Origin of the sequence: Rossellomorea aquimaris TF-12, assembly GCF_001648555.1 — a bacterium.
In the GTDB taxonomy this organism is placed as follows: Bacteria; Bacillota; Bacilli; order Bacillales; family Bacillaceae_B; genus Rossellomorea; species Rossellomorea aquimaris.
The window spans coordinates 304,961-321,018 of sequence record NZ_LQXM01000027.1 but is presented as its reverse complement, the minus strand read 5'-3'; the positions used below and the strand labels follow the sequence as shown (position 1 = coordinate 321,018).

General features: G+C 38.9%; 11 protein-coding genes and 1 other annotated feature. Of the genes, 6 read left to right on the top strand and 5 right to left on the bottom strand.

Annotation, left to right across the window (positions count from 1 at the left end):
• Positions 1-52: 52 nt before the first annotated feature.
• Positions 53-2,203: a cell division protein FtsA gene (locus IQI_RS10920; RefSeq protein WP_156509877.1), complete on the bottom strand. Its 2,151-nt coding sequence runs from the start codon at positions 2,201-2,203 to the stop codon at positions 53-55.
• Positions 2,204-2,414: 211 nt separating this feature from the next.
• On the opposite strand from IQI_RS10920, the gene IQI_RS10915 reads away from it, so the two are divergent.
• The 4 genes from IQI_RS10915 (at position 2,415) to motS (ending at position 6,463) form a co-directional block, all read left to right on the top strand.
• Positions 2,415-3,491, top strand: a complete 1,077-nt coding sequence (locus IQI_RS10915; protein WP_064092667.1) for a bifunctional 3-deoxy-7-phosphoheptulonate synthase/chorismate mutase — start codon at positions 2,415-2,417, stop codon at positions 3,489-3,491.
• A gap of 338 nt (positions 3,492-3,829) precedes the next feature.
• Positions 3,830-4,828 (top strand): catabolite control protein A, encoded by a 999-nt coding sequence (gene ccpA / locus IQI_RS10910; RefSeq protein ID WP_064092666.1) that lies wholly within the window; start codon positions 3,830-3,832, stop codon positions 4,826-4,828.
• A 59-nt stretch (positions 4,829-4,887) separates the two neighbouring features.
• Positions 4,888-5,703 carry a flagellar motor protein MotP gene (gene motP / locus IQI_RS10905; protein ID WP_064092665.1) on the top strand — a complete coding sequence of 272 codons (816 nt, stop codon included), beginning with the start codon at positions 4,888-4,890 and terminating at the stop codon, positions 5,701-5,703.
• Positions 5,693-6,463 carry a flagellar motor protein MotS gene (gene motS, locus IQI_RS10900; RefSeq protein ID WP_064092664.1) on the top strand — a complete coding sequence of 257 codons (771 nt, stop codon included), beginning with the start codon at positions 5,693-5,695 and terminating at the stop codon, positions 6,461-6,463. The genes motP and motS overlap by 11 nt, the downstream gene beginning before the upstream one ends.
• Positions 6,464-6,511: 48 nt before the next feature.
• Here the strand turns inward: motS and IQI_RS10895 are convergent, their stop codons facing one another.
• From IQI_RS10895 to IQI_RS10885, 3 genes are read right to left on the bottom strand one after another with little or no spacing between them, the layout of a single operon-like run.
• Positions 6,512-7,687, bottom strand: coding sequence for an acetoin utilization protein AcuC (locus tag IQI_RS10895; protein WP_064092663.1), 1,176 nt, complete (start codon positions 7,685-7,687; stop codon positions 6,512-6,514).
• Positions 7,684-8,331, bottom strand: a complete 648-nt coding sequence (locus tag IQI_RS10890) for an acetoin utilization AcuB family protein (RefSeq protein ID WP_064092662.1) — start codon at positions 8,329-8,331, stop codon at positions 7,684-7,686. Before IQI_RS10890 ends, IQI_RS10895 begins: the two co-directional genes overlap by 4 nt.
• A gap of 40 nt (positions 8,332-8,371) precedes the next feature.
• Complete coding sequence (locus tag IQI_RS10885) at positions 8,372-9,004, bottom strand: GNAT family N-acetyltransferase (protein WP_064092661.1); 633 nt, start codon at positions 9,002-9,004, stop codon at positions 8,372-8,374.
• A 386-nt stretch (positions 9,005-9,390) separates the two neighbouring features.
• Between IQI_RS10885 and acsA the strand changes: the two genes are divergently transcribed.
• The gene (gene acsA, locus IQI_RS10880; RefSeq protein WP_064092660.1) at positions 9,391-11,109 is read left to right on the top strand and encodes an acetate--CoA ligase; all 1,719 of its coding nucleotides are present in this window, start codon (positions 9,391-9,393) and stop codon (positions 11,107-11,109) included.
• A gap of 176 nt (positions 11,110-11,285) precedes the next feature.
• On the opposite strand, the gene IQI_RS10875 is transcribed toward acsA, so the two are convergent.
• Entirely contained in the window at positions 11,286-14,219 is a 2,934-nt protein-coding gene (locus tag IQI_RS10875; protein ID WP_064092659.1) for a transglycosylase domain-containing protein, read from the bottom strand.
• Between the two features lie 168 nt (positions 14,220-14,387).
• Positions 14,388-14,600: a binding site (T-box leader), on the top strand.
• 84 nt (positions 14,601-14,684) lie between these two features.
• Here IQI_RS10875 and tyrS point away from each other — a divergent pair.
• Positions 14,685-15,947: a tyrosine--tRNA ligase gene (gene tyrS, locus IQI_RS10870; protein WP_064092658.1), complete on the top strand. Its 1,263-nt coding sequence runs from the start codon at positions 14,685-14,687 to the stop codon at positions 15,945-15,947.
• The last annotated feature ends 111 nt before the right edge of the window (positions 15,948-16,058 follow it).

Here is a 16,058-nt window from a genome sequence, read left to right as displayed (position 1 = left end):
GCAATAAACAAAAAAGCAGATGGATTCATCCATCTGCTTTCTGCTTGGTAACTTAGGAGGATTCTGGCCAAACGATTTCTAGCTCATCGCCTGTTTGAATAGGATCGTAAAAGGTTGTATCTTCACCATTTTTTAGGAGGACGAATGATCCTTTGAAGTTTGAAGGCATATCAATTTCAACATGTTTAAATAAGTCCTGGAAGATAAACGAGCTGACTTCTTTTTCTTCGATGAAGATGGAATCTCCTGAATATAAAAGGTCTTCTGGAGACAAGTGATTTCCGTTTCGGATCACTTTGCTTTTTTCTTTCCTCAGTTCAACAGATGTCCCATTAAAACGAATATGAATAGAGGTTTCAAGATTTAGTTGTTTTTTTAACAAAAGTTCTTTAACAGTAGGCTTAATGGGAGATTGAAAGGAAATACAGTCGTTGTGTTGAATTCTTGATGTAGATCTCGCTTCTTTGCCATTAATAAAGATTTTTCCACCAAATGGAGGAATAAATGTTTCTTTCCCATCAATCGTGATTCTAAATGGCTTCCAGCTTTCTAGCCAATCCATGTAGCCTAACTGGTGAAGAACATCTACCAGGTTTTCGTTGGATTCCATTGAAATGGAATCCCCATCTTCAATGATTTCATCGGTTGTTGTTTTTCGTCCGTTTTTATATAAGGGTGGAGACAGGGTATACGTTTTTTCATTTACTGTAATTGTTTTTGAAGCTGAATCAAGAAGGTCACCAACGGTTACAGAAGGGGAGCGACCATCTGCTCCTTTTTCTACAAAAAGAATGTCGTTGTTTGAGATGGTTTCATCTAATGAACTTGGTTGACCATTCTTCATGATAATAGGAGGATTTCCGTGTTCTCCGGGCAACGTGATTTCCTGATCATTCACTTTGATAAATAAGGCATTTCCTGGCTTTCCATAAAGCTTACTCATTCTAAGGCCAGCTGCCAAAATGCAATCTCCTATAGTTAAATCCTTTACTTCAAATAGTCTGATAGGCTGGTCATTAACCTGTACGGATATGTACTGAACAGGTGCCTGTTTGGCAGCAATGGCAATTCCAATCGGTGTCACAAGTTCCGGTCCTTTCGATATACTGTCAGCAAATGTTAAGTTTTGTATGGCATCGACGCCTCTTACTGCGACTCGATTTTCAGGAAGCTGCAAGGCAGATGCTAACCTCTTAGGTAAGCTTGGTGTTAAGCTTCCTCCTCCTACAAGCATGACAGCTTGTGGGGGCTTTTGATTATTTAAGCGAAGTATTTCCTTTGCGATTTCTTCAGCCAGGTGGTGAATGGCTGGAGAAATCTGTTCAACAACATCACTTGAAGGAAGCTGGTTTTCAAAGCCTAATATATCCGTTACCGTAATCTCGTCTGATGTATGAAGCTCTCTCTTAGCTTTTTCTGCTAATGGGAAGTCGAGTAACAGGCTATCGCTGATGGCTTCAGTAATTTCGTCTCCGGCTGTTGGGACCATTCCGTAAGCTGTTACGGTTCCCATATTGGTTAAGGCAATATCTGAAGTACCCGCACCAATATCTACAAGGGCTACATTTAATCGTCTCATGGAAGGTGGTATTAACACATTAATAGCGGCTATAGGCTCAAGCGTTAGAGCCTCCATCTCTAAACCTGAACGGTTCAAAGCGGCAATTAATGATTCTACGACAACCCTTGGAAGAAAAGTAGCAATTATCTCAACGCTCGCTTCATCGCCTTGCTGATCGATAAGACTGCCAATTTCTTCACCGTCTAAACGGTGAAATAAGACCGAATACCCTACACAATAATAATGATAGCTCTTTGTGTCATGCTGATTTTCAGCAGCTTTTGCTTGTGCTTGTTGTACGGCACTTAGCTCTAAATGAAGGATGTCGTCTTTTTTTAAAAGAGGCTTTCCTTTTATATCAAGGGACGCGAAAGAGGTTTCGGTTTTTAGAGCTCTTCCAGCAGCAGCTACACACACTTTGTGTAAGGGACCATGCTTTTCTTCCAGCTTTTCCTTAATCGTTGAAATAACTTCTGCAACAGCAGGAACATCATGGATTTGACCGTCCAGCATGGCTCTTTCTTTATGTTCCTCCACTAAGATATCAGTAACTTGAAATGAATCCGATATTTCTTCTAATATTATTCCTACAACGGAACGGGTTCCGATATCTAATGCAAAAATCTTTTGACTATTTTGCAATGGTAAACACCTTCTTTTAACAAGTCTCATACAATACTAAAATACTTTAGTGCTTAAAAGCGTTTAATTAATAAAGAATTTTCTCGTGACATTTGTGTTTGGTTCTATTATAATTAGTTTCAATATCTATAAAAAATGTATCATACTTTCATAAAACTAATAACAGTTTTTTTTATGTATGAACAGGATAAATAAGAAAGGGTGCTGTATTGTGAGTAATCAAGAGCTCGATCAATTAAGAAGAAAAGTCGACGAGATGAACCTAAAACTACTAGACACCATTAATGAACGTGCCAAGCTCGTTCAGGAAATCGGGCGTGTGAAGGAAACTCAAGGAGTATACCGATATGATCCTGTTCGTGAAAGAGGTATGTTAGATCTTATTAAAGAAAATAATGATGGTCCATTTGAACATTCGACCATTGAACATATTTTTAAAGAAGTCTTCAAAGCCGGGTTAGAGTTGCAAAAGGACGATCATCGTAAGGCGTTACTTGTTTCACGTAAAAAGAAACCAGATGATACGATTGTGACGATTAATGGAGATTCCATTGGAGATGGAAAGCCTCACTTCATTTTTGGTCCGTGCGCTGTTGAATCATATGAGCAAGTTGCTGAAGTGGCAAAAGCCGTGAAAGCAAAAGGACTTAAACTGCTTAGAGGTGGAGCCTTCAAACCAAGAACGTCCCCTTATGATTTCCAAGGTTTAGGGATTGAAGGGCTGAAAATTCTTAAAAAAGTGGCAGATGAATATGATCTTGCCGTTGTGAGTGAGATTGTAAATCCTGCCGATGTAGAGAAGGCGTTAGAATATATAGATGTTATACAAATCGGGGCAAGAAATATGCAAAACTTTGAATTGTTAAAAGCGGCTGGAGCTGTGAAGAAGCCTGTTTTATTAAAGAGAGGTTTAGCTGCGACGATTGATGAATTCATTAATGCAGCAGAATATATTATTTCACAGGGGAATGGGGACATTATTCTTTGTGAACGTGGTATCCGAACGTATGAAAAAGCAACAAGAAATACGCTGGACATTTCAGCAGTTCCTATTTTAAAACAAGAAACTCATTTACCTGTATTTGTGGATGTTACTCATTCTACTGGACGCAGAGATTTACTCCTTCCAACAGCTAAAGCTGCTCTTGCTATTGGAGCAGATGGTGTCATGGCAGAAGTACATCCTGATCCAGCGGTCGCATTATCAGATTCAGCACAGCAAATGGATCTAGAACAGTTTGATCATTTTTACCAAGAGCTATTAAAAGGCCGTACAATTGAAGTGTAAGTATTTAAATAGAAAAGGGTTGAGTTCTATTACAGAACTCAACCCTTTTTAATTGTTGTTTCGAACCTAATCAACTACGAATTTCTTCTTTTAAAAAAAACAATCTTGAAGAAGAGATCATTTTTATTGTAAATTAATGCAGAGTCGTTGCAGTAATATATAGACTATCGTATGATTATGTACAGAATTGCAGATAAATATACTAATGACACTTTGAAACCAATAGATACAACATAATTATGTGCATTTTTTAACAAACTATTGTAATCGCTTTTTTCTTAAGGATTATTTAGTGTAGAATAACAGTAATGAGAAGATGAGTAAAAGGAGTGTAAACAATGAACGTTACAATATATGATGTAGCAAGAGAAGCGAATGTTTCAATGGCAACGGTTTCTCGTGTAGTAAATGGAAATCCAAATGTTAAACCAGCAACAAGAAAAAAAGTGGTAGAGGTAATCGATCGACTTGGTTATCGACCTAATGCAGTAGCAAGAGGATTAGCAAGTAAAAAGACCACAACAGTAGGCGTGATAATACCTGATATCTCTAATATTTTCTATGCCGAGCTGGCACGTGGAATTGAAGATATTGCCACGATGTATAAGTATAATATTATTTTGAGTAACTCAGATCAAAATGCTGAGAAAGAACTACACTTATTAAACACGATGCTTGGTAAACAAGTAGATGGAATTTTATTCTTAGGTGGGCATATTTCTGAAGAACATGTCCAGGAATTTGAACGCTCACCAGTACCGATTGTATTGGCTGGTGCGGTGGAAGAAACCAATAAAGTTCCTTCCGTTAACATTGACTATAAGGCAGCCTCCTTTGATGCAGTGAAGGAGCTATTAGATAAAGGACATAAACGTATTGGATTTGTTAGTGGACCTTTCCACGATACCATTAATATGAAATTTAAATTAGAAGGCTATCGAGAAGCTCTTGCAGCGGCAGGGGTTGAATACAATGATGAATTAGTCATTGAAGGCGAGTACACCTACGATTCAGGACTTGAAGCTTGGCAAAAGTTCTCCGGATTAGATGATCGTCCAACGGCTATTTTCGTTGGAAATGATGAAACGGCACTAGGTGTTGTGCATGGAGCTCAAGATCAAGGTGTTTCAATTCCAGAAGAAGTAGAAGTGATTAGCTTTGATAATACGAGACTTGCTCTTATGGTTAGACCACAATTAACTTCAGTAGTACAACCACTTTATGATATCGGTGCTGTGGCTATGAGGTTACTGACGAAATATATGAATAAAGAAACAGTGGAAGAGTCTACTGTCGTGTTACCTCATCGGGTAGAACATCGAAACTCAACAAAATAAGAAGTTTGTCGATATAAGGAATATAGACAAACAGAACTTAATTTGTAGGGAGAGTCATAATGAAAAAGCTCGATATTCTTACGCCAATTGGAGTTGTAGTAGGATTTCTTTTTATTGCATTTGCCATTATTACCAATGCAGGAGTAACAGGCTTTAGTTCTTTTATCGACATACCATCCTTTTTAGTCGTAATAGGTGGGCTGGTTGGTGCCATGTTGGTTAGCTTTTCTATAAAAGAATTAAAGCAGTTAGGGAAAGTAATGAAAGAATCCTTCCGAAACGAGGATTACGATTTGCCAAGGTTGATTGCAACCTTCGTGACACTTTCGGAAAAAGCAAGAAGAGAAGGTCTTCTAGCTTTAGAAGCTGAAGTGGAAGCTGTGGAGGACCCTTTTATAAAAAAAGGTGTCCTTCTTGCAGTGGATGGAATCGAGCCTGACGTGATTGTAGACATTATGAATGCCGAGATATTGGCTTTAGAGGAAAGACACCGTAAAAATAAGAGCTTGTTGGACAAAGCAGGAGAGTATGCACCTGCTTGGGGGATGATCGGTACATTAATCGGACTTGTATTAATGCTAAAAAGTTTAAATGACCCTTCAACTTTAGGCCCGAATATGGCCATTGCCTTATTAACGACTCTTTACGGAACATTACTGGCCAATCTGGTCTTTCTGCCAATGGCGTCAAAACTAGCTATGAAAACAGAAAAAGAAGTATTTATGAAGCAGATTGTCATTGAAGGTGTTGTCGGTGTCCAGTCTGGACAAAACCCAAAAATATTAGAAGAGAAGCTACGTGTATTCTTATCTAATGAAGAATTGCAAAAACATGCGGAAAGGGAACAAGAGGAGGCATCCTTTGATGAAGCGTAGACGAAAGCCACCTGTTCCTCCGGCAGGCGCACCTAAATGGATGGTGACCTTTTCTGATTTAATCACTCTAATTCTAGTATTCTTTATTCTTTTATTCTCCATGTCTCAGATTGATATTGTGAAATTCAGGGCCATTGCAGAATCTTTTCAACAAAGGCAAATTCTGGAATTTTATCCTTCGGTTATTCCGTTTGAAAATCCTTCAAGCGAACCAGAGATCGAAATGGAGGATGACAATAAGGACACAGATCAAAAAGTAACTAGAGAGCCTCGTCCTCAAATCAGAGAGGAAAGCAATGCAGAATTAAACCAACTTTTATCAGAAATTCAAACCTATTTAAAAGATAATAAATTAAGTGATGTCGTTGTAGCAACCAGAACAGAACGTGGAGTTGTTCTTGTCCTTCAAGAACAGACATTATTTGCTTCAGGTGAAGCCACTGTTTTAAAAAGTGCTTATCCCTTTTTAAATAAAGTGGGAGATCTTCTGACAAGGATTCCTAACTTTGTGAAAGTAGAAGGGCACACGGATAATCGACCTATCAACACGTATCGTTTTCCGTCGAACTGGGAGCTTTCTTCTGCGAGGGCAAGTAGTGTCATTCGGTATTTAGTTCAAAGTGAAAATTTGGATGGGAAACGTTTCATGGCTGTGGGATATGGGGACACGCGCCCAATCGCTCCAAACGATACACTGGACAACTTACAGAAAAATCGCCGAGTAGAAGTGATTATTTCTGACCCATCATTTCAAGAATAGAAAAAAAGAACCTTTTGAAAGGTTCTTTTTTTGTCTGAAAAACCAACTTTAGCTCGAGGGTTTCTGACGCAATTGTTGTCTTAATGAATAAAGAGCTTTATCTACGGTTTGTTTGTTTTTCTCAGTGATTTCTTTTTTTCTTGGAATAGGAGGATAGATGTCTTCTGAATCTAACCATTCAGAAGGTAAAGGAACTCCTGCTTTACTATTCCAACTTTCGCTCCAAGCTTTTGGAAAAGAAGTGGTGGCGTTCATTCGGCCAGTCATTTCCAACCATATGAGGGACCAGGCTCTTGGAACGACTCTCCATATATCATAGCCTCCTCCACCCACTGCAATCCATTTACCTTCACAGTACTCATGAGCCAACTCATGGGCAATGCGGGGGATTTCCTTATAAATTTTCATTGTGGCTGAAAGATGTGTTAATGGATCGTAATAATGAGCGTCAGCACCGTTTTGGGTTAAGATGACATCGGGTTTGAAGAACTCAATGATTTCCCGAAAAGATGTTTCATAGGCCTCAAGCCAAGACTCGTCTTCTGTAAAGGCATCTAAGGGTATATTAAAGGAATACCCATACCCTTTACCATGACCGCGCTCATTAATATTCCCGGTACCTGGGAATAAATAACGACCGGTTTCATGAATGGAGAAGGTACAAACAGTAGGGTCATCATAAAAGGACCATTGAACACCATCTCCATGATGAGCATCCGTATCTACATAAAGCACCCTGGCTCCATACTTTTCCTGCAAGTAACGAATAGCCACTGAGCTATCATTATAAATACAGAAGCCAGAAGCTTTTCCTTTAAAGCCATGGTGAAGTCCACCGCCTAAGTGCAGGGCGTGCTTTGCCTTACCTGTCATGACATAATCGACAGCCGTTAAGGTTCCACCTACTAGATACGCACTTGCTTCATGCATTCCGTTAAATATGGGGGTATCCTCTGTACCAATTCCAAAACCTTCTGCCTGTTCTAGAGGAAGCTGGCCAACGCTTGCTCTCTTGACAGCTTTTACATATTTAGGGTCATGATTTAAGAATAACTCTTCATCAGTAGCAATCCTAGGAGGAACAATCTCATCAGGATCCAACGCATTGATCTCACTCAATAAGTCCATAGTAAGAGTTAATCTTGTTTGATTGAAGGGATGCTGATCAGAGAACCGATACCCTAGCAGTTCATCTGAATAGATGAAGACAGCATCTTTCGTCATGAGGAAATTCCCGGCATGTTTGGCCATAACACGTCATACCCTTCTTTCTTCAAGTCGTCAATCACTTTCATTGGATTCATCGTTCTTACACGAAATACAAGTATTTTATAAGACTCATCCTTTTTATCCGGATAGACGAGTACACTTTGTATATTGGCGTTATGCCTTCTAATAATACCTGCAACTTCATACAGAATACCTGCTTTATGAGGCACTTTTACTTCAATTTGAGATCCGGGTTGATGGGCACCAGTCAATTGAATGAGTGTATAAAGTAAATCAGTTTCAGTAATAATTCCTACCAGTTTATTTTCTTTTAATATAGGAAGACAGCTAATATGATGCTCAAAAAACAAGGCAGCCACTTCTTCAACAAAATCTAATGGATGACCTGTTATGACTTCTGTTTTCATAATATATTTGATTGGTTTTTTTAATTCAGCTGCTGCTGAATCGTTATGGAATATGGAAGGTGTAGCGTCTTTTACATCTCTGTCACTCACAATTCCAACGACTTCCATCTCATGATTGATAATAGGGATGTGTTTAATCTTTTTCTCCCTCATTACCCTGATGGCAGATTCTATCGTATCCTCTGCCTGTAACGTTTCGACTTTTGTCTTCATAATCTCTTCTACAATCATGTTCTCCACCCCTTTAGAAAACTAACTGACTTGCATTAGATTAGTACATAAAGCGATTCATAAAGCGAAGTTGATCAAATTTTTGAATAGATTCCGTATCCACTCGTTTTCCGATTTTAGCCATTAAACAATTGGCAGGATGTGAACTGATCTCGGGATCATCTGTTGCATAATATTCTAACCCGCCTGCGTTCATCATTTTTTCCATTACTTTACGATATTCCCACACATTTAAGCCTGTTCCTTTTAAGTCCCAGTGCCAGTAGTATTCCGTTGTAATAACAATAAAGTCCTCCATATTGTCGTCCATCATGGAAACCTTAAGGAGGTTTTTACCGACTGCCGCTCCGCGAAATTTAGGTATAACCTCAATGGCACCAAGTTCAATCAGATTATCCATCTTTCCTTGAGACCATCGTTCAAGTGGGTCAGGATAAAGATATGTAACGTACCCAACAATCGTATGATTGTCTCTTGCGATAAGGATTCTTCCTTCTGGTAAATTAGCAATCTCTAAAAGTGCTTTATGTTGCTGTGAAGGAGGTCTAAAAGCGACCAGGTCTTCATGAAAATCCAAACGCGCTAATTCGTCTGAAGGGATTGGACCTTCAATGATTAGATTTCCTTTTGCTGTTTTTAACTCTGTTGCATTATAGGTTTTTTTCAATTTCATTCAGACACCACCTAATGATATTCCTCAAATCTATTATACATGAAATAGAAAAAATTAAAGCGATTTCACGAAATTTTCAGACGGTAAAAGGAGAAATAGATTAGTAGGTTTTCCATTTTTTAATGATAATTCAAGGCGTTCACAATTTGGCACAATTCTCTTTGAAGGTAGCCCAATTTCAGTGTAAAGTGGCACAATTTGTAGGTATTCTGGCCCAATCACATATTATTATTGAATTAATTTTATTGGAAAAACATCCTTACCTAAAGAGAGTGAGTAAATAAATGTCCTTCATATTGTAATAGCAGATTTTTTAAAAAATTGAGAAAATATCAATTTTGTACTATAATAAGATTGTAATTTCTTACATAAGGGGGATGCTGTATATGAAAGTGGAAGCGCTACCAGTGACAAAAGGAAACTATAATTTAGAAAACTATGAAGATACTTATGAAACATTTGATTGGAAAGAAGTAGAGAAGGAATTTTCATGGAATGAAACTGGACGAGTAAATCTAGCCCATGAAGCAATTGATCGTCATGCAGAAACTTACAGAAAAAATAAGGTCGCCCTTTATTATCGAGATTCTGAACGGAATGAGAAATACACCTTCTCTGAAATGAAAAAATTATCAAATAAAGCTGGAAATGTACTCAAACGTTTCGGTGATGTTGAGAAAGGTGACCGCGTCTTTATCTTTATGCCAAGATCGCCTGAACTTTATTTTTCTGTGCTCGGAGCCATTAAGCTAGGTGCTATTGTAGGACCACTTTTTGAAGCGTTCATGGAAGGTGCTGTTCGCGATCGTCTGGAGGACAGTGAAGCAAAGGTATTAATTACAACACCAGAATTATTAAGTAGAGTACCAGTAAGCGAGCTCCCACATTTAAAGCACGTATTTTTAATTGGGGAGAACGTTGAAGAAGATGATACTCATATAGATTTCTTATCTAAATTTAACGAAGCAAGCGATAAACTTTCAGTAGAGTGGGTGGATCGAAATGATGGATTGATTCTTCATTATACTTCAGGATCCACAGGAAAGCCTAAAGGAGTTCTACATGTCCATAATGCCATGATCCAGCATTATCAAACGTCTAAATGGGTCCTTGATTTACAAGAGGAAGATGTTTATTGGTGCACAGCAGATCCAGGCTGGGTAACGGGAACTTCTTATGGAATTTTTGGTCCGTGGCTGACGGGTGCATCGAATGTCATTGTGGGAGGTCGTTTTAAACCGGAAAATTGGTATAAAACCATCGAAGACTACGGTGTAACGGTTTGGTATAGTGCTCCAACGGCATTTAGAATGCTAATGGGAGCAGGAGATGAAGTCGTGAAGGAGTTTGATTTAAGCTCCCTTCGTCACATCCTAAGTGTAGGAGAGCCTTTAAATCCAGAGGTCGTACGCTGGGGAATGAAGGTCTTTCATCTAAGAATTCATGATACGTGGTGGATGACGGAAACGGGTGGTCAGTTAATTTGTAATTACCCTAGTATGGAAATTAAGCCAGGATCAATGGGAAAACCGTTTCCAGGTGTAAAAGCAGCGATTGTGGACGACCAAGGAAATGAGGTTCCACCTTATCGTATGGGGAATTTAGCTATTAAGAAGGGCTGGCCATCTATGATGCATCAGATCTGGAATAATCCTCAAAAGTATGATTCTTACTTTATGCCGGGTGACTGGTATGTTTCAGGTGATTCAGCTTATATGGATGAAGATGGATATTTCTGGTTCCAAGGTAGAATTGATGATGTCATCATGACTTCAGGAGAAAGAGTCGGACCTTTTGAAGTAGAAAGCAAGCTAGTAGAACACCCGGCAGTAGCTGAAGCAGGAGTAATCGGAAAGCCGGATCCAGTTCGTGGCGAGATTATCAAAGCGTTCATTGCTCTACGTGATGGCTATGAAGTAACAGATGAATTAAAAGAAGAAATTCGCCAGTTTGTGAAAAAAGGGTTAGCTGCCCATGCAGCACCTAGAGAAATTGAATTCCGCGACAAGCTGCCAAAAACACGAAGCGGAAAAATCATGCGTCGCGTACTGAAGGCTTGGGAATTAGACTTGCCAACGGGTGATTTAAGTACGATGGAAGATTAATAGTGTAAGAGACCCTGCTCCTAAATGGAGTGGGGTTTTTTGTGGGGAACAGGGGGGAGTGTCGTATTTTGTGGAATGGCAGATAGATATTTCAATGTCACCTTAAATCATTAAATTCCCATACAAAAAACGAGCAAAAGGATTTTTCCTCTTGCTCGTTTTTTATCTATCTAACTTTATTCAGAAGGAGGCTCAGCAGGTGGTTCTGGTTCCGTAGGAGGTTCGGTTCCTCCGTCACCGCCGCCATCAGCAGGAGGCGGTGGTTCAGGCTTATCTGGCTTATCAGGTTTTGGCTTTTCACTTGGAGGCTTCGGCTCCGGTTTCGGTTCAGGCTTTGGTTCAGGCTTTGATTCAGGTTTTCCTATTTGGACGGTATTAGAAGGCTTTGATTGTTTCCCAGCAACATCAACCGCAACCACATAGTACTCTCCATTTCCGACAGAAACAGAATAGCTAGCACCAGATTTAACACTGCCTACTTTACTTCCGGATTTACTGTAAACACGATAGCCGACCACGTCCCCACTAGCTGAGGAAGTCCAACTGATCTTATTTCCATTTGCGGAAGCTTTAACCGATCCAGGTGCAGCTCCATCATCAGTGATTTTGTTTTCAGCAATGAGAACATTTTTAAATCGTTCATCGTCCTGAGGAATTAATTTAGTTGGATCTCCTGGTAAGGAGCCAAACATATTTTTCACAAAGTCCGGGTTTAAGATAACCCCAGGCTCTGAAAATTCATCAGGTGTATTTGGAAGCGCTAAGTATTTCTTGTTATTGATCGTAACATAACGACTCTTAAGTAAGCTGTCATCTGTTTTTGTTGGAACATACTTAGCATTAAACCAATCACTCTTTACCAATCCAGCTTGACTACAAGCTTCCGATGGCAATAGACCTGATATAGAACAGAAGGAACGTTGGACGACTCCTGCAGGTCTTTGGAAAGATGCATCCGGGTCGATTAAGTCAGGAGCAATATCCCTCGAGTTATTCATTAAATACGACCATAAGCGAATATTTCGTAAGCCATAATGTCCGTACTGTTGGATTGACCTTGGTGTATTTAGATCAGAAGGCTTGTCATAACCAAACCATGTTCCAAACGTAATGTTTGGATTTGAAGCGACAAACCAATGGTCATGGTAATCTTGGCTCGTTCCGGATTTCCCGGCCCAATCTGCAGAGAAGTTCAAATAGGTCTTAGCGTATCGACCGGTACCACGAGAATTATTCAGTGTATCGCGCATCATATCGATGGTTAGGAATGCTGTTTCTGGACTGAATACGTCCACGGGTTCTACCTTATGTTCATAGACAATTTCCCCATCTTGATCAACAATTTTGTCAATCATAAATGCATCGATGAATTTACCACCATTGGCGAATGTTGTATAAGCATTGACGTTTTCTTCTACGGATACGCCAGTAGTAGTGGCCCCTAATACAAGAGAAGGGTTATTATCTGATCTTGTTAGAGTAGTGAATCCAAGCTTCGGTAAAAACTCATTGAACGGACCGCGGTCCATAATATTCATATAGGTTCTAATAGCTGGAATATTTAAGGATTCAGCTAAAGACAATCTTGCTGGATAAAGGCCACGTTCTCTATGTGAATAGTTTTCCGGTGACCATTGTGCTCCACTTCCATCGGTTATGGTGAATTCCACATCAGGGATTGGTGAACCTGGTGAAATGGTTCCATACTCAAGAGCTGGTGCATAAGCAAGTAGTGGCTTCATTGTTGAACCGTTGGATCTTAAAGATTGAGTAGCGTGATTAATCTGTTCAATTTCAAAATTACGGCCGCCGATAAAACTGATGATTCTTCCCGTTTTATTTTCAATCATCATGGCTCCGACCTGAACAGGTCTAGGCACTTGCTTTTCCTCTCCTGTTTCAGGATCCGTTACTGTATCAACATGATCAATACCATATTGTTTATATTCATTTTTTGTTTTTTGCATGCTGTCGTAAATTTCTTTATGAATGGTAGAGTGAATTTCATATCCACTCTGACGTACATTACGGTCAGCCAATGTATGGTATTTTTCTTCAAGCTCGTCATTATTTTCGATGTCTTGTTTAGAATAACCATCTTTTTTTGCCAAAACTTCCATCATAATGTCGACAGCTCTTCTTTCAAGTTCAGCTGTTAACCATGGATATTGTTCGTTTGGTGAAGCTTTCGGCTTAATGAAATCTTTTGACAGGTCATAATCGACTGCTTCATCATGTTCCTTTTTCGTAATATAGCCTTCTTTGTGCATTCGATAGAGTACAACGTTCTTTCGAGCCATTCCCAGTTCCAAATTCTCTTTAACTTTTCCATCGTTCGTAAACGGTGTGTAAGAGAATGGAGCTTGTGGTAACCCTGCGATGAAAGCAGCTTGAGGCAAGGTTAAATCCTTAGCATCTACACCAAAAATTCCTCGTGCAGCTGATTGTACACCAGCGATATTGCGTCCAGAAGAATTACGTCCTAATGTAGCAACATTTAAATACGCCTCTAAAATCTCATCCTTCTCAAAAAATCGCTCTAATCGGAGAGCCAAAAGAATTTCTTTTGCCTTTCTTTCAAAGGAGACTTCATTTGTAAGGATTTGATTCTTGATCAGCTGTTGAGTAAGAGTACTTCCACCTGATTGTGTGGATGAATTTGTGAATTCTTGTAGTACGGCTCGAAAAATCGCTTTAGGTACGACACCGTTATGTTCTTTGAAGTATTCATCTTCCGTGGCAATGACAGCATTACGTAGGTATTCAGAAACATCTTCAAGTTTAACTTCTTCGCGCTCCAGGTCTGTTCTAAGTTTCCCCAGATACACATCGTCAGCAAAGTAAAGTTGAGAAGTTTCTTCATAATTATAAATGTCCTTTTTCATCTGATCATAAGGACGTATAGGTTCTTCTTTTACAAGGGAAGCAAAATATCCTGCTCCAACAGCTCCTGCAAAAGTAAAACCAAGTACAAACACAACAATTAGAATCAATGCTAAGTTCCAAAATACTCCGTATGTAATTCTTGCTCGCTTTTGAAATCTCGTATTTGTAAAGAACCTCTTTGCAGGATCTAGTTTCTCTAGTAGCATGTTCCATTTTTCCTTCATATCATCATTCCCCCTAGAACATTCCCATTATAGCATAATTAGAGAAATAACTGTCGTAAAAAGTCAAATAAAATGGTATTAAGACACCCATTTTTTTGAAAGTTTATTGACTATTAATATGGAATATGATAAAAACCTTATATAGCTAATTTATATTTAAATTAAATACGAAACGCAATGAGAGGAATAAGTAGTCTGCTTTCCCTGTTACTTAGAGAGTCAGTGGTTGCTGTAAACTGACACAAAAAGTAGATGAATTACATCCTGGAGCTTTTACTGTGAACGATGACTAGTAGCAGTAAACGGTGAAAACCGTTATGTTTATGAGTGAAGGATGTTTATTCCTTAATTTGGGTGGTACCGCGCGACAGCGTCCCTGCATTTATGCAGGGACTTTTTTGTTGTCTATTTAAAGAATAGAAAAACGCTATACTACTTTCGTTATTAAAAAAGGAGGAAAATGGTATGGATTTATTAAAAGATTTAGAATGGCGTGGAATAACCTATCAACAAACGGATGCAGATGGGTTAAAGGACGTATTAAATAATGAAAGTATTTCAATTTACTGTGGAATTGACCCAACTGCGGACAGCATGCATATTGGTCATTTATTACCTTTCTTGACACTGCGACGCTTTCAAAACAAAGGACATCGTCCACTTGTATTAGTAGGGGGAGCTACTGGATTAATTGGAGATCCTAGCGGTAAAAATGAAGAAAGAAAACTTCAAACTCTAGAAGCTATTCAACATAATGTCGATAGTATCAAAATTCAATTAAAGAGCATCTTTGACTTTGAAGGTGAAAATGGCGCTATCTTGGTTAATAATTATGATTGGATCGGGTCTATGGATGTTGTGACATTCCTTCGTGATTTCGGTAAGCATGTTGGTGTTAATTACATGCTTGCTAAAGACACCATTGCTTCTCGATTAGAAAGTGGTATTTCATTTACCGAGTTTACGTACACGATTCTTCAAGCACTGGACTTTAATCATTTGTACGATCATTACAATTGTAAGCTGCAAATTGGTGGCAGTGATCAGTGGGGGAATATTACCACAGGCCTTGAATTGATTAGAAGAACTCATGAAGAAGAGACAAAAGCATTTGGATTCACAATTCCATTAGTGACAAAAGCAGATGGAAGTAAATTTGGTAAAACCGAGAGTGGCGCTGTTTGGTTAGATCCGAAGAAAACGTCCCCTTACGAGTTCTACCAATTTTGGATTAATGCAGCTGATGTAGATGTAATTAAATACTTAAAGTACTTTACATTCCTTACTCATGAGGAAATTGAGGCTTTGGCTCAGTCAGTTGAAACGGAACCTCATCTTCGTAAAGCACAAAAAGCTTTAGCTGAAGAAATGACAAAGCTCATTCATGGTGAAGAAGCACTAGATCAAGCCATCCGCATTACGCAAGCTTTATTCAGCGGTGAAATCAAGTCACTATCTGCTTCTGAAATTCTAGAAGGATTTAAAGATGTTCCTTCTTTCGAACAGCCAAAAGGAGATGCGATCGGATTAATCGATTTACTTGTAAATGCAAAAATTTCACCATCAAAACGTCAAGCCCGTGAGGACATTGGAAATGGAGCCATTTACATTAACGGAGAACGCGTAACGGATCTCCAGCATGTGCTTAACGAGAAAGATATGATTGAGGGACAATTTACAATCATTCGACGTGGAAAGAAGAAATACTTTAGAATTCAGTACGTATAATATAATAAAAAATATCAGCACGGTATCCGTTTCCTTCCAAGGGGGCGGATACCGTGCTTTTTAGTTTAGGTGATTTCTAAAAATTTTAGAGATGTTTGTTTAATCTGAATA

Coding starts and splice junctions, on each gene's coding strand:
- IQI_RS10875 (WP_064092659.1), bottom strand. CDS start 14,219: ATGAAGGAAAAATGGAACATGCTACTAGAGAAACTAGATCCTGCAAAG.
- IQI_RS10895 (WP_064092663.1), bottom strand. CDS start 7,687: ATGACGAAAGATGCTGTCTTCATCTATTCAGATGAACTGCTAGGGTAT.
- IQI_RS10890 (WP_064092662.1), bottom strand. CDS start 8,331: ATGATTGTAGAAGAGATTATGAAGACAAAAGTCGAAACGTTACAGGCA.
- tyrS (WP_064092658.1), top strand. CDS start 14,685: ATGGATTTATTAAAAGATTTAGAATGGCGTGGAATAACCTATCAACAA.
- IQI_RS10885 (WP_064092661.1), bottom strand. CDS start 9,004: ATGAAATTGAAAAAAACCTATAATGCAACAGAGTTAAAAACAGCAAAA.
- ccpA (WP_064092666.1), top strand. CDS start 3,830: ATGAACGTTACAATATATGATGTAGCAAGAGAAGCGAATGTTTCAATG.
- acsA (WP_064092660.1), top strand. CDS start 9,391: ATGAAAGTGGAAGCGCTACCAGTGACAAAAGGAAACTATAATTTAGAA.
- motP (WP_064092665.1), top strand. CDS start 4,888: ATGAAAAAGCTCGATATTCTTACGCCAATTGGAGTTGTAGTAGGATTT.
- motS (WP_064092664.1), top strand. CDS start 5,693: ATGAAGCGTAGACGAAAGCCACCTGTTCCTCCGGCAGGCGCACCTAAA.